General features: G+C 62.9%; 11 protein-coding genes. 1 reads left to right on the top strand and 10 read right to left on the bottom strand.

The window, feature by feature from the left end:
- Positions 1-501: 501 nt before the first annotated feature.
- The 10 genes from HMPREF3087_RS00470 to HMPREF3087_RS00425 form a co-directional block, all read right to left on the bottom strand.
- The gene (locus HMPREF3087_RS00470; RefSeq protein ID WP_239233132.1) at positions 502-1,128 is read right to left on the bottom strand and encodes a response regulator transcription factor; all 627 of its coding nucleotides are present in this window, start codon (positions 1,126-1,128) and stop codon (positions 502-504) included.
- A 322-nt stretch (positions 1,129-1,450) separates the two neighbouring features.
- Entirely contained in the window at positions 1,451-2,728 is a 1,278-nt protein-coding gene (locus tag HMPREF3087_RS00465; protein WP_141738833.1) for a sensor histidine kinase, read from the bottom strand.
- A gap of 864 nt (positions 2,729-3,592) precedes the next feature.
- Positions 3,593-3,940 (bottom strand): hypothetical protein, encoded by a 348-nt coding sequence (locus tag HMPREF3087_RS00460; protein ID WP_070427669.1) that lies wholly within the window; start codon positions 3,938-3,940, stop codon positions 3,593-3,595.
- 567 nt (positions 3,941-4,507) lie between these two features.
- Entirely contained in the window at positions 4,508-5,254 is a 747-nt protein-coding gene (locus tag HMPREF3087_RS00455) for a lytic transglycosylase domain-containing protein (protein WP_070427668.1), read from the bottom strand.
- Positions 5,251-6,468, bottom strand: coding sequence for a hypothetical protein (locus HMPREF3087_RS00450; RefSeq protein WP_070427667.1), 1,218 nt, complete (start codon positions 6,466-6,468; stop codon positions 5,251-5,253). The genes HMPREF3087_RS00455 and HMPREF3087_RS00450 overlap by 4 nt, the downstream gene beginning before the upstream one ends.
- Positions 6,465-7,316 (bottom strand): anchored repeat-type ABC transporter permease subunit, encoded by an 852-nt coding sequence (locus HMPREF3087_RS00445; protein ID WP_061944397.1) that lies wholly within the window; start codon positions 7,314-7,316, stop codon positions 6,465-6,467. The genes HMPREF3087_RS00450 and HMPREF3087_RS00445 overlap by 4 nt, the downstream gene beginning before the upstream one ends.
- Complete coding sequence (locus HMPREF3087_RS00440) at positions 7,313-8,035, bottom strand: metal ABC transporter ATP-binding protein (RefSeq protein WP_231864046.1); 723 nt, start codon at positions 8,033-8,035, stop codon at positions 7,313-7,315. The genes HMPREF3087_RS00445 and HMPREF3087_RS00440 overlap by 4 nt, the downstream gene beginning before the upstream one ends.
- Positions 8,028-8,954, bottom strand: coding sequence for a choice-of-anchor M domain-containing protein (locus HMPREF3087_RS00435; protein ID WP_083271938.1), 927 nt, complete (start codon positions 8,952-8,954; stop codon positions 8,028-8,030). Before HMPREF3087_RS00435 ends, HMPREF3087_RS00440 begins: the two co-directional genes overlap by 8 nt.
- The gene (locus HMPREF3087_RS00430) at positions 8,951-10,486 is read right to left on the bottom strand and encodes an anchored repeat ABC transporter, substrate-binding protein (RefSeq protein ID WP_070427666.1); all 1,536 of its coding nucleotides are present in this window, start codon (positions 10,484-10,486) and stop codon (positions 8,951-8,953) included. Before HMPREF3087_RS00430 ends, HMPREF3087_RS00435 begins: the two co-directional genes overlap by 4 nt.
- Positions 10,483-12,738: a choice-of-anchor M domain-containing protein gene (locus HMPREF3087_RS00425; RefSeq protein WP_141738832.1), complete on the bottom strand. Its 2,256-nt coding sequence runs from the start codon at positions 12,736-12,738 to the stop codon at positions 10,483-10,485. The genes HMPREF3087_RS00430 and HMPREF3087_RS00425 overlap by 4 nt, the downstream gene beginning before the upstream one ends.
- 197 nt (positions 12,739-12,935) lie before the next feature.
- Here HMPREF3087_RS00425 and HMPREF3087_RS00420 point away from each other — a divergent pair, with 197 nt between their 5' ends.
- Complete coding sequence (locus HMPREF3087_RS00420) at positions 12,936-14,090, top strand: pyridoxal phosphate-dependent aminotransferase (RefSeq protein ID WP_070427664.1); 1,155 nt, start codon at positions 12,936-12,938, stop codon at positions 14,088-14,090.
- Positions 14,091-14,102: the final 12 nt, after the last annotated feature.

The following is a 14,102-nucleotide window of genomic DNA, read 5'->3' as shown; positions in this document are numbered from 1 at the left end:
GCAGAAATCCCAGGTCAGAAGGCTATGAGAGCCTGCCGTCCACCCGGGGGGTCAAGAGGTCGTGGGTTCAAATCCCGCTAGCCCGACGGAAAAGCCCAGGTCAGACACTGTTTCTGACCTGGGCTTCGTCATATCCGGAGTCGTTCGCGACTACCCCCGGCGCCTCCCGCTCCTCCGGCCGGAATGGCCTCCGGCCAGAGCCGGGCTCCCAGCCAGCAAGAACCCCGCCAGGCACTTTCTTTTGCGAAGCATTAGTGCTCCTTCTGAAGTGTGTTTCGCACCGGAATGTCCGGCGATAGGAGCATAGGTGCCTCGCAAGACCGCTCTCACCCCTCATTCGAGGTATATGGAGCCCGGCCGGCTTCACCTATGCCGAGATATCGATTGCCCTCAGATGCCACAGGACACGGATACCGGGGTGAGCCTGCGAACATGACCGGCACTTCTCGCGATTACCCTATGCCCTTGGTTGAGACCACCCCTGAGGTGCTTCCATGCCTCTTAGGTCGAGTAGAAGCGGTGTTGAAGGGCGCGGACGATGAGTTGAGCCAGATTCTCCGCCTGAAGTTTTTCTCGCAGATGCTTCGCCTGTGTCTTCGCCGTCCAAACGGAGATGCCCTGGGTCTCGGCTATCTCCTCGTATCCGCGCCCCTCGCAGATCAGAGTGAGCACTTCATGCTCGCGTTCGGTAATTTGAGGGCTCACTGCAGGGGCGTCAGGTAGGGCGTCGCCGGCGATGACGATATCTCGCGCGAGGAACTTCAACATGCTGGGGTCGTCTCCACGTGCAGCAGCGCGGACCGTTTCGCGCAGAGTTGATTCGGAGCAAGTCTTATTCACCGCAGCGACCGCACCCGCTTCGAGAGCACGTGCGAGCCCTGGCCCCGGGGAGACGGTGCTGAGGATGATCACAGTCGCGTCTGGGTCGAGCTTACGAATGCGAAGGGTCGCATCCACGCCGCTGATCCCGTCGGGCATATTGACGTCCATGAGGACCACATCTGGACGGTGCTGCCGGTAGCTTTCAACGGCTTCTTCACCGCTATGAACTGGCGGGAGCACACTCATGTCGGGCTCAGTGACAAGCGCGTAGGAGAGCGCTCGTGTGGTCCATTGGTCGTCGTCCACGATGAGCACCGAGAGGCGTCCGTGAGCGCTCGGCGCTTGCACCGGGATGTGGCGGCTTGAAGGGTTCATTTGCAGTACTTCTGAAACTTCTTCTTGTCGATGACGCGCCAGATAACGCACCTGTAGGGATTTCGCGTTGTGCTGACGTCGATTTCATCAGTTGCCGATACCGAGTGGATGGACACGGTGGCAGGGGCGCGTTCGACTGGGGCGGTCAGGGGGGGAGAGTTGAAGAGCAGCAGCGGTCGAGAGGGCGACGATGAATTTCATGCTCTAAGAGCACGCCAATTCCACCTCCTCGGACATCCCTCATACGAGGTATCTACATTGCGACCCCGTTCCCTACGGGAATCGCGACCTTAATCGCGAACATCCCCTCGTCATGAGACGTGCTCAAACGCCCTCCTGCACGTTCCACCCGTGCGCTGAGACTTCGGGGCGTACGCGTAGGTGCTTGCAGAGCTGGATTGGACGCTTCGAACTCGATCCATATCTCCATCTGTTTCTCAACCTGCTCGACAGATATCGCGCATGAGGACGTTGCTGAGGAGTGTTTGACCATGTTCGTAGCGAGCTCCTTGAGAATGAACTGAGCCGTCTCAAGCGTCTCTGCAGGCACGTCACTCGGCAGAGCTTCAACGCGGATCCCAATATCGAACCCGCCTGCCTCTGTAGCTGAACCGATCATCTCCGCAGCCTTGAGCATCTCAACGTCGAATGCCCTCATGGTCCGTCGTCCACCAGGATCGCCGGTGAGTCGGGCCAGCAGCACACGAAGCTGCTGCTGCGTGTGTACATTGACCAGCGCCAACTCCGTGACTCTCGAATCGGAGCGATCCTCCATACGGGCCTCAACACCGAGCATCCGAATGATCGCTGCCTCCGCGGCCAGACCGTGAGAGACAGTGTCATGCGTATCGAGCGCGAATTCCAACCGCATCCTCTCTACGTTTCTCTCGTGTGAGCGTGCCTGTGCTGTTTTCATCAAGATCTCAGACTGGATACGCCGCTCAAATGCTGCTGCTGCAAGTCCGAGGATCACAGCAAGTAGCCACCCGAAAGCCATCGTAAAGAGCGACTCACCATCCCCCTCCCAGATTCCCACTGCCGTATGGGCAACCACGATCCCGAATAGCAGCAGCGTCAGTAAGGAAAACGAACGGATCCGCAGCTGACTCAGGACAAGCGCGATCGCGGCTCCAGCAACGGTCGGAAATGGATTGACGAACTCGGGGAAGGTGATCCCAAAGACAACGAATAGCACTAACCCCATCAAGCCAGCGGTGAGCGGGACGAAACAGACGCTGACAATCAGGATCGCCCCGAGAACCTGGAACGCAACATACTGAGGATTCGACGATTCCATTGCCGCCGGCATGAGTCCTGCAACGCTGATAAGGAGCAATAGCACTCGGAAGGGCAGGTCCACGAACCTCGGACCTCTCATGAAACTGATCCATTTCGGCGTCGCCGCGCGTGAGGGTCTCACGACGAATTGTCTCGTCACCACCGAATATTGTCCTTCTTTCGCCTCCAGGAGAATCATCAGTGTCTTTACGGTAGCGGTGAACGAGGCTCGGACCAGCGTCATGGAGGTCACAGTTCGATACACCTGCGACTCAACCCACGACGCTGTTCCCGACGACGGATGCAACGGCTATTGGGCTCATCGCGTTCGAGGCTGCAGTAGGTGTGTACTGCCCGGTCTCTACCAGGGGCCGGAGGGGAGGACGTTGTGCGTGAGGTTGCGTAATTCGAGCACGGTGCCGCGGGGGTGCTCGATACGACCAATGATCGCCGCCGTGAGCCTGCTTCCGGTGCCGGGGCTCGACGGTGTCCCACAGCCATACCCAACGGCAGTCTGCGCAGGGGGGCAACTGTGGGCCCTGTCTCGAGGCACCGCGGCCTGGCCGCAACAGGGCAGTCTGATGGACTGTTCATTCCCGAGCTTTATGGTCAGGGTCGACCGTTGCCCGATGGCTAGGTGTCCGTGTCCACCAAGTCTGGCCCACTAGGGTCGTGCCGCCAGTCGTCTTCGGGGCGTCTGAGGGTGAGGACACATGTGCGCAGACTGTGTCTGCTGCGTCGCCAGTCGCCGAGATCGCCCAGTCAATTTCCAATACCGAAGTCGCCTCGCCCGGATAAAGGCTGAATCAAGTCTGATGATCACATTCCAGAGACGTGGAGCAACGGCGTGCAAGGGCCGGACGGTAAACGTGACGTCTATCGTCCGGCCCTTGCACGCCGACTCAAGGAGCGGAGCTACCTGAAAACCGCTAGTTCTGACCGTCTGCTTCGTCTCGCGGCTCTGATTCACACACCGATGTGTGTTCCTTACGTCGAGCTCGCCTAACCATCCAAATTACGGTTCCGATGATGACCAAGATGATAGCTATCACCAGGACAACCCCGAATATGTCGTATGCGTCTGGTACTAGAGGATTCATCTAGATCACGATTCCTTTCAGCTCCACCCATTGAAGGTTACTTTGCCGCCGGCGTTGGCCTTAAGAGTCTGATAGCCCTCGCGGGTCGACCAATTCATCCCCTTGATGGCCCCACGTTCAATGCGGACCTTGCATTTGAAGGTTGCCGTCGAGGACGTGAAGGCCTTGCTCTGCTTGCTTACGGTCACGTTCTTGCCAAGCACGATGTTCTTGACGACCTGGCACCCATAATCGGTGATCTTGGTGATTTTACCCTTGTTGGACGAGTATTTCCCCCAGACCTTCGTTTCAGTCAACTTGATGCCAGCGAACTTGAACCATTGCGTGCCCCAAACTGACCGGCCGACTGCAGCAGCAGTTTTCATATTCTTTTCTTCGGTGTGCAAGTAGACGCCAATAGAGCGCCGGATGTGTCGACATCAAACTGTCCTTCACCCTGTCTGCACTTTAGATTGCGACTTTGGTCTGTTGCATACCTCAAACGAGGTAAAACCGCTTCGGAAGGTTGTGCTGGCAGGTGAGACGTGTCACACGTTTGGCTGTGACAGGGCGTCTATCTCGCCGCCGAACGCCTGTGGCGCACCGACGCGCGCATCACGCAGATGCACCACACCCCCACGACGGGGTCGTCGACCTCGCCACCGATGGTCATCACGAGGGGCCCTTCGTCACCGACGGCTAGGCGGCCGAGGTGGCTTGGTCCCATCGAGCCACCTCGGGAGCGTTCCGCACCTGCTCGCATACACGAGCCACAACGAGCGAAGGACCGAGGCTATCCCCACGCCGGACTTCACTCACGGCTCGTGGGAGCGACGGCCAGACAGGGGCTAGATTGACTTTCGGGACATAGAGCGCCTGAAAGGCGTGGCCCCTGGTCGGCGCCACGTCGGGTCAGAAGGTAGGAGTCACCTGCCGACCCACGCGCACTTCGCCTACGCAGCAGCGTCAGTTCCGGCTTTGTTCGCCGCCTGCCACACCGCATTCACATAGGCCTCATCGGGGTTGTAGGAGAAAACCGCCTTCGTCCACTCCTCCGGTGTCGTGATGCTGCGCTCGGAGCACAGGTAGGCCGCGGCTGTCACGGCCGCATCGTCATAGCTGTGCGGGTCTTTCTTGCCGTCGCCGTTGGCGTCGACTGCCATCTTGTCCCAGACGCTGGGCAGGAACTGCATGGGTCCGACCGCCCGATCGTGCTCATTGTCCCCGTCGAGCCGTCCCCCGTCGGTGTCGGTGATGACAGCGGTGCCGCGCACGGACCCGTCGAGCTTCGGCCCGAAGATCTGCGGCCCTACCACCCCTGTGTCATCGACGGCGGACCCGCCGATTGTGCCGTGGGCTGTTTCGACGAACCCGATGCCCGCCAGCGTCGTCCATCCCAAACCGCATTCGGGGTGTTCCCTGCCCGCCCACGCTTCAGCGGTGACATAGGACTGCAGAGCACGCGCCGGTATCCCGGTCTTTTCGGCTGTCGCCGTGAGCCATGGCGATTCAAGCTGTGGAGGCTGAGGGCTCTGCTGTTCATCAGCGGGGAGATCAGGTGATTCGGGGCGCTCCGGCACTGGTGGCGGCGTTGCGTGGGTCGCGGAGTCATCGTTCTGCAGCTGAACCACCAGAAGGCCGCCGAGCACAAGGCTTGCGATTCCCAGCAGGGCGCACACAACCGCTGTCGCGTGCTTCATCGGCGCCTCCGCGTCAGGATGCCGATGGGTACAGCAAGCAGAGCCCCTCCCAAGCCGAATGCACCGCCTGCCACCAACCACAGCAGAGGCGAGCGCTGTGCCTGTCGCTGTTGTGGCTGGACTGCCTGCGGAGCAGCGCCGGCTGCCACCAGGCTGTAGGCGCCTTCGCAGCGTTCGAGCGCCGTGTCGACCGCACTGCCTTTGTCGGAGCGCAGTTCGCCCACGCTCACGCTGAGCTTCGCGTCTTTTCCATCGATCCGCAGGCCGAGCGTGTATTGGCCCGGCTGTGTGAAGCTCAGCGTCGGCATCATGGTGCTCTGCGCGGGAACTGAGAAGCTTTCGCCCTCTTGGGCCAGAAGTTCTTCTGCGCCGACCGGGTCGATTGTCAGCAGCGAAACGCTGCCGGGGCCGTCGACTTCGGCCAGCTCAATCTGCTTTTCCGCATCACCTGCCGCGAACTGCAGCTGCGGGCTGCCGGGCAGACCGGTTCGCCACTCCCCCTGCTGCTTGGCGTCTGCGGCAATTCCCATCGCGGTGGCGCTCTCTGCTTCGGCGATTCCGCTCCGAATGGTGCGGGCATCGCCGTCGCACATCATCGCGTAGGCCGGCAGGGCTTCGGGGAGGGTCGGTTTTTCGTCGGCTGTTCCGGTTTCCCAAGAGGGCGTCGCGCGAAACTGCGGGGTCGGCTGTTGCTCACCGGGATTCTCTCCTTGGCTCTGATCTTCTGGCGAGGTGGAGCTGGGCTGGTCTTCTATCTCGTCCGGGTGGTCCTCGTGTGGGGGCTGGCCCGGCTGGTCGACCGCGGGCAGCGACTCGACCGAATCCGGGCACTCTATGTCTGCTTCTGGTCCAAGTGCGGATCGCTGACCCAGGAGGACTTTTTCCACGCGGGGACTGGTGCGCTCCCCGTCGCGAACACCAATGCAATAAACACCGGCGGGACCGGTGACGGGCACCTCGAGGGCACCTCCGTGTGTCCAGTGGGCTGTCAGCGGCACGGGCCTGCCGAGGATGCGCAGCGCGTCGGCATCCGCGAAGCTCAGTTCACCGTCGGAGATGACGGCTCTTCCGGCAGCAGGGAATTCGACGGTTCCTCCCGTCTTCCCCTCAACGCGGATCTGCGCTTCGCCTTTCGGTTCGGCAGCGGCGGCCGTCCCAGGGGCGAGCACAGCGAGAGCACACGCAGCAGCAACAGCCCAGCGGCACATCGTCATGCGGACCTCAACCGGAAGATGAGTCCGTGGCGCGGAGCCGCCAGCCATGCCACACAGAAGACTGCGGTGAGCACAAGAACGATTGTGCCGCCGACCGGGGTGTCAAGAGTCCAGGACAGCCACAGGCCGATGAACGCTGACACCGCACCGATGGTCGGCGCGAGTACGAACATGACGGACAGACGCTCTGTCAGCATCCGAGCGGCAGCGGCTGGCGTAATGAGCAGACCGAGCACCAGGATGTTGCCCACCGTCTGAATGGAGAAGACGACGGCCAGAGTCACGCACACGTAGAGCAGCATGTCGATCCAGAACACGCGAATGCCCTGCACGGCGGCGAACTCTCGGTCAAGGCTGACGGCGACGAGCTGCTGGTGGAAAACCGCCAACAGCACCGCGATAAAAGCTCCAACAGCCGCGACGATCACGAGGTCGCGCACCGGGACTCCCGTCAGGGAGCCGAACAGGAAGTCGGTGAGTGATCCCGCGTATCCGGGCGCCCGGGAGATGATGACGATGCCCAGGCCGAAGGCCGCCACGAGGAACACACCGATGACGGAGTCTTCCCGCAGTCTGCGCAGCTGCGACACCACGGCGACGGCCAGCGAGGTCACGAGCCCCGCAATGATGCCGCCCAGTGCAAGGTCGGCTCCGATGACGAAGGCGGTCGCAAGGCCTGGGAAGACGGCGTGCGAAACGGCGTCGCCAATGAAGCTCATCCCGCGCAGCACAACGTAGGTGCCGACGATTCCGCACAGTGCTGCGGCCAGGACGGCCATGGCGAGCGCACGGGGCAGGAATGCCAGCTGCGGGTTGAACAGGTCGGTGAAGAAGTCCAGGGGCGTCACACTGCCTCCAGAAGGGAGGATGTCGCGTCGATGCCGAAGACGTCAGCCCACAGTTCACGGCTGCGGATGTCCTCTGTCGCGCCGTGTGCGCGCACGGTTCCGTCGAACAGCACACAGTGGGAGCAGGTGCGCAGGGCCGCCGGCAGGTCGTGGGTGGACATGAAGATGGCGGTGCCGTTGCCTGCGAGGTCGGTGAAGACCTCGGTGAGGAACTCCTGTGTCGGCATGTCGACTCCGGTGAACGGTTCGTCAAGCAGGAGAACATCGGCTCCTCCCACGAGTGCGCGCGCTACGAGAACACGCTGTTTCTGCCCACCCGAGAGCGCACCGACGGGCCGGTCGGCGAAGTCGGCGAGGTGGACGTGAGCCAGGGCTCGCTCGACCGCCCGGTAGTGCTCGACCGGCCGCAGCAGGCGCCTGGGCAGCCCCGTCATGACGGCGGTGGCCACCGTGACGGGAAAGTCCCACGCGAAGGACTGGTGCTGCGGCACGTAGCCGGGGCGGTTCTTCCTGGAGATGGGCTTGCCGTTGACCGTGATGGTTCCAGATGACGGGATGGTGCCGAGGATGGAGCGCAGCAGGGTTGTTTTGCCCGCACCGTTGGGTCCCAGCAGCGCGGTGAACTCCCCGGCCCGGATCTTAAGGTCGGCACCGCGGACGATTGTCCGCCCACCCAGTGAAGCCGTGACCCCGTCAAGTGTCAGCAGCGGTTCACTCACGGCGGTCACCTGCGGCCCTGCGGCGTCGGTTGATGACGGCGATGACGGTGAAGAAAACAGCGGCGAGCACTGCAACAGCACCGATGCCGATGGCGATGAGAACCGCCGGGTCGGCGCCCTCAGCGGCGCTGTCTGCCTGCTGTGCGCTGTCTTGTTCGCCTGATGCCGGCTGCGTGGCTTCTGCCTGTGCTGCTTCCTTGGGGTCGGCGTCATCGCCGACGGCCAGCCGGATGGTCTGCGTGTCTTCGCTCGTGGTGCCGTCGCTGCGCTTGGAGCTCAGGCTGACGGTCACCAGGTAGATGCCGGGCTTCGTGAAGACCCAGTTGGCGTGCGTGTGGGTGTTGAGGTCGACATTGACGTCGGCCGCTTTGTCTGCCGTCCACAGAACATCGGGTTCGCCGAAATCGCCGTTCTGCAGGAACAGGCTCACCTTCCCCGGCCCCTGTGCGCCGCTGAAGCGCAGGGTGACGTTGTCAACCGCGCCGTCGAGGAATGCGGGGTCCTGTGTGTTCCAGCCCAGCCACGGCACTCCGGGCTGTTCGACCTGGGGAATGATCCACACGTCCTCCCCGGTCGAGGCGCCGGTGAAGTCGTACTGGTCTCCTTCTGGGATCTGTGTCTTGGCGGTATCGCCGACTTGGAGGACGAGGTCGTCCAGGTGCCGCCACACGGGGGTGCTTTCGGTGTCATCGCGCGCGGCGAAAACGAGTCCGCCCTCGACGACCTTCGGGCCCAGGTCGATGTGGCCTTCTGAGCGCACGACCTGCTCGCTGCCGAATGCTTCGTCACTGGTGACTTTCTGCTCCAGTCCGTCTTGACCGCCGTCGGCTGGTGCCGCTGCCGCTGATGTTCCGCTGGCGACGATGGCTGCGGTCATGGCGGCGGCGAGGATGCCTGAGAGTCTCTTTGCGATTGTCATGGTGCGAGGCAGCCTTTCAGAGTGCGGGCGTTGGTGCGCATGAGTTCGATGTAGCTGGATACGTGGTTGTCAAAGGTGTCGGAGTAAAGAGTGCAGATTTCGGCGCCTTCCGCGGCAGCCGCATCTGTCAGCGCCGGTGCGCGGCCCATCGGCTCCAGGAATACAGCCGGTATGTCGAGGTTCCGGATGGTGTCGCCTAGTCTGCGCCGGTCTGCAGCAGACGGCTCTGCTCCCGGGTGGGGGCTTGCGAAGCCGGCGATTGAGAGCCCGTAGGCATCCGCGAAGTACCGGTATGCGTCGTGCGCTGTGACAATGTGCCGCCTGTGTTTGGGTATTGCGTCGATGTCACGGCGCACTTCGGCGTCCAGCTGGTCGAGCTGATCGATGTAGTCCGCGGCATTCGCCCTGTAGGTTTCAGCGTTTGCGGGATCGGCACGGCTGAAGACATCGCGGATGACCTTGACGTAGGCGATTGCGTTGTCTGCTGACAGCCACATGTGCGGGTCGATTTCCCCGTGAACGTGTTTGCCGAGCACAGCCTGTGGCAGCAGGTAGGTGGGTGTGCCTGCCGGTCCGAGGAACGACGCTCCGCGCGGGATGTCCCTCCACGCGCTGTTGGTCACGGATACGACGGTTTCTGCAGGGTCCAGGTACTCCAGTCCCCCGCCCTTTTTGTCCACGGCCAGGGCGAATCTGCCGGCATCGGCATCGACCGTGATGTCGGCGTGACCCGCATCAACAACCCTGCGGTCTTTCATTTCCGGGATCGTCGCGGGGTCTTTGCCGACGACGACTGCAAATTCGCCGCTGGCCAGCCGTTCTTCGCGGCTGTCTTCTGCGCGCGCGGCCAAACCGGCGGAGAACCGCAGCCGGTAGACCCCAGGCTTGCTGAAGGCCCAGGACACGTGGGTGTGGGCCGCCGGCGGCAGACTCACCAGATCTTCCGGGCCGAAGCCGTCAGTCGTGTCGAACAGCACGTCCGTCTGGCCCAGCGAGCGCGTGAGGAACGTGTGCGCTGAAGCTCCTTCCGGCATAGAAGCCCCCGTCATCCTCAGACGCACCTCGGAACTGCGGTCGGCACCTCGAGAATCCGCGGTGCCGTGCACTCGCAGCCCCAACCACACGGTGTCCAGGTGGACGTCTTCAACCAGCGGGATGACGTTGGCCCCGTGTTTCACAGCGCTTTCGGCCACCGCCGCATTGATTGCAGTTTTCGGCAGGTTCGCATCGACCGTCGTGATGAGGCGGTGTTCTTCGAGCATCTGGTAGTTCGTCAGGGCGACGTCGGCGTAGACGATGCTGCGTACGTCCCGCAGGGTCGGCTCGTAGCTGTGCGGGTCGGCTCCTTTGGGCACGAGCGGCTGGACTTGGGCGGCATCACCTGCGACGTGGGAGGCCAGGTCGGCGATGACGCCGGTTGTGGCGACCACGCGCAGCTGTTCTGCGCTGCTGGGCAGACCCGTTGCACAGCCGGTCAGGGCGAGGGCCGCGGCACTTGCTGCCGCGACCCTCAGCAGTCGGCGGGCCTTCACTTTGCAGTGCGACGACGCTGGATCCAGACGACTGCCGCACCGACGGTCAGCAGGCCAAGGCCGACAGCGCCGGTCGCGCCGAGGCCGTTCACGCCGGTTCGGGGCAGCGCGCATGGATCACCCGCTGGCTGCGGTACTGGCGAGGCGGAATCGTCAGCGGTCTGCTCCCCCGTCTGAGGCGTGGCGCCATCTGTCGGCTGCTCCCCAGCCGGCTGCGGGCCCTCAGCAGGCTGCTGGTCGGCTTTGATGCTGCCGCCGGCCTGTGCGCCGCCTCCGACGTTGAAGTGCAGGGTGCCGTCGGCTGTCGTGGTGCCGCCGGACTTCAGCGCCACGGTGAACCGGATGGTGGCGGTGTAGGTGCCGGGCTTTGTGAATGCCCAGAAACCGTGCTGGTGTGTTCCCACCGGCACCTGGTAGGAGTCGCCGGCCTTGCTGAACACACGGGTGGCGCTGCCGCCGCCAAGTCCGCTGCCGCCGAGGAAGACGTGCATCTGGCCGGGACCGCTGACATTGGTCAGAGTCATCGTGACTTTCGATGCGCGGTTCATGATCTCTGGGTCCTGGGTGTTCCAGCCCAGCCACGGAACACGGTCTTCCTGCTGCTGCGAAATCATGTAGACCTGCGATCCCGCGGAACCGAGGAACTCGTAGCCGGCCGGAACGGGCTTCTTTGCGGCCTGGCCGATAATGAATTCAACGTCGTCAGGGTTGCGCCACACCGGCGGTGCGGTGCGGTCATCCTTGACCTGTGCGGAGGCCTGACCGCCAATCAGTCGCGCGCCGAAGTCAAAGTGCCCGGCTTCTGCGCGCACGCGCTGGCCATTTGGAGCTGTGCTGCCCTGCGCCCCAGCACCGTTTGTGCCTCCCGCAGAGGATCCGCCGGACGCACCGGCACTTCCGGCGGCGTCGCCACCGACGCCACCACCGGCTGAGCTGTCCGGCACGCACGGCTCGGGCACCGATCCGGCCGGCTGCGCTGCAGGCTGTGCGCCTGGGGCCGCTGGGGCGGCGGCTGCACCGCCAGCGGACGGAGCACCGTTTGACTCCGCGTCTTTCTTTCCGGCCTGCTTGTTCTGCTCTTTGCCCTCGATGTCAATTGTCACCGGCTCCGAGACAGTCTGCGCACCGGTTTTTGCCACAGCCAGTGCGCGGACCTGCATGTCGCGGTAGTCGTCTGTCAGCTTCGGCAGGACGAGTGTGTTTCCAGCAGCACCCTGGTAGCTGCGCCAGCTGTCACCGCGCTGCTTGGTCTGCCACTGGATTTGAACGTCGGTCTTCGCCTTGACTTTCGCGGTCAGCTTCGGCTGGTCCCCAAGCTTGTAGGAGTCTTTGTCCTTCGTGACCTTCACGGTGTCCGGTGCGAGTTCAGGGGTGCCGGAGTCCGTGGGCGGGTTCGGCTGGTTGGGCGCCTGGCCCTCTCCGGGGCCCGAGGTGCCGCCCCCGGGACCGCTGGGCGGCTGCGTACCGTCGGGGTTGTCCGGGTTTGGCTGGCCATCCGAATCGTCGGCGGGCTTCTTCAGTTCGTCAATGCCGGATTGGCCGACTGCGAAGACGTATTCCTTTTCGTCAGCGGTTTTCTTTCCGTCAACGGTGGCCTCGGCGGAGAAGACCAGACGGTAGACACCGGGTTTGGTGAAGGTCCAGTTGGCGTGAACGTGTGCTCCCAGCGACTGGTCGAAGCTGGCGTGCTTGGGATCTGATGAGGACAGGATGCGCTTGGTCCCGAACAGACCGGCCTGGAAGATCTCGACCTGCGCACCTTCCGGCAGGGAGGACTTCTTCTGGTTCAGGCGCATCGTGACGTGGTCTCCGTCGACCATGCCCTCACGGATTTCTTCGGTGTTCCAGCCAGCCCAGATCCCGTCGTGGTTCTGAGTTTCGGGAATCATCCAGGCGTCCTTGCCGGCCGCACCGGTGAATTCGAAGCCTTTGGCGGGCACCTGGGTTTTGAGGGCGTCGGTCACGTGGAACGCGACGTCTTCCGGCGCGAGGCGCTGCCCGTTCCCGGAAGCGAGGTCGGCCTTCGTGAACAGGCGCATGTTCTTTTGACTGTCAAGGCACATGGAAACCGCGTCCGTGTGCTCTTTTTCAAGCGCCAGCCGTTCATGGTCGGCTTTGTTCTGCGCGGCCGGAGGGCACACTGCCTTTGCGGCAGCTCCTTCGGCAGCGTTGACTGGGACGGTCGGCATAAAAGCTGAAGCGCTGATTGCAGCGGCCGCGAGCGCGGCGGTCATGGGGTGCGGACGAACCACGGTGTTTCCTCACTGTCAATGAGACTGTCAACGGGCTTTAGCTCCGCACAGGCTAGGCCGCAGCGCGCATGCCTGTCATAGAAAGCCATCGACATATGTGCACATTGCTATACGCTGCTCTTTTCAAGACTGAAACCGCGTGATTGACTGTGTGCACATCCCTGACAGTTATTTCATAGTGCCCCCGAGGAGTCCCCATGCCGAAGCTGAGCCAGCGCGCTGCCAATGTTCCCGATTCCGGTATTCGCGCGGTCTTCGAACTCGCCGCAAAAATGGACAATGTCATCGACCTGTCTGTCGGCGAACCCAGCCTGCCTGTATCGGAGCACGTGAAGAAGGCCGGCGCTGACGCCTGGCTGCGCGACGACCTGAGCTACACCGCCAACCAGGGCATTGACGAACTGCGTGAAACTCTTGCCCAGAAGCTGCGCACCTACAACGGCTACACGGTCGATCCCGATCAGATCAACGTCGCTGCCGGCGGTTCGCAGGCGCTCAACGTGGCCATGAGCATGGCGCTCGACCCGGGTGACGAAATCCTCGTGCCAGACCCCGGATACGCCACGTTCTTCATGACTCCCATGCTCATGAGCGCCACACCGGTTGCCTACCACCTGAACCCCGAAGACGGATTCCTGCCGCGCCTTGACGTGCTCGAGGGTCTCGTGACCGAGAAGACGAAGGCGATTCTCATCAACAGCCCGTCCAACCCTCTGGGCACTGTCATCCCGCCTGCCCTTATTGAGCAGATCATGGACTTCGCCAAGCGCCACGACCTGTGGGTCATCAGCGATGAGGTCTACGAGCACATTCTGTTCGAAGACGCGCAGGTTCCCTTCACCTCGCCGGCGGTGTTCGACACCGAGGGCCGGGTGATGTCGGTGTACTCGCTGTCGAAGAGCTACGCGCTCACGGGTGCCCGCCTGGGCTACCTGGTGCTGCCCAAGGGCCTCGACGTGCGCTTTGCCGCGGTCCAGGAAGCCAATGCAAGCTGTGTCAACACTCCGTCGCAGTACGCTGCGATTGCCGCGGTTGCAGGCCCGCAGGACGACCTCGAAGCTGCGCGTGACCACTACACCGAGAACCGGCGTGCCGCTCTCGAAGTGCTTGATGAGCTCGGCATTGAATACGTCAACCCCGCCGGCGGTTTCTACCTTTTCGTCAACGTCAGCCACGACTCCGCCGGCGATGTCGGCGCATGGGCGCAGAACTTCCTGCGGGAGCACCGCGTGGCGGTCGCTCCGGGCACCGCGTTCGGCAGCTTCGGCGAAGGCTGGGTGCGCGTCTGCTTTGCCGGCGACCGTGACGCTCTCGTGGAGGGCCTGCGCCGCTTCCCGGCGAAGAACGCCTGATACGCAAGCCGG

Origin of the sequence: Brevibacterium sp. HMSC22B09 (assembly GCF_001806795.1) — a bacterium.
In the GTDB taxonomy this organism is placed as follows: domain Bacteria; phylum Actinomycetota; class Actinomycetes; order Actinomycetales; family Brevibacteriaceae; genus Brevibacterium; species Brevibacterium ravenspurgense.
This window is presented reverse-complemented; position numbering and strand designations above follow the sequence as displayed.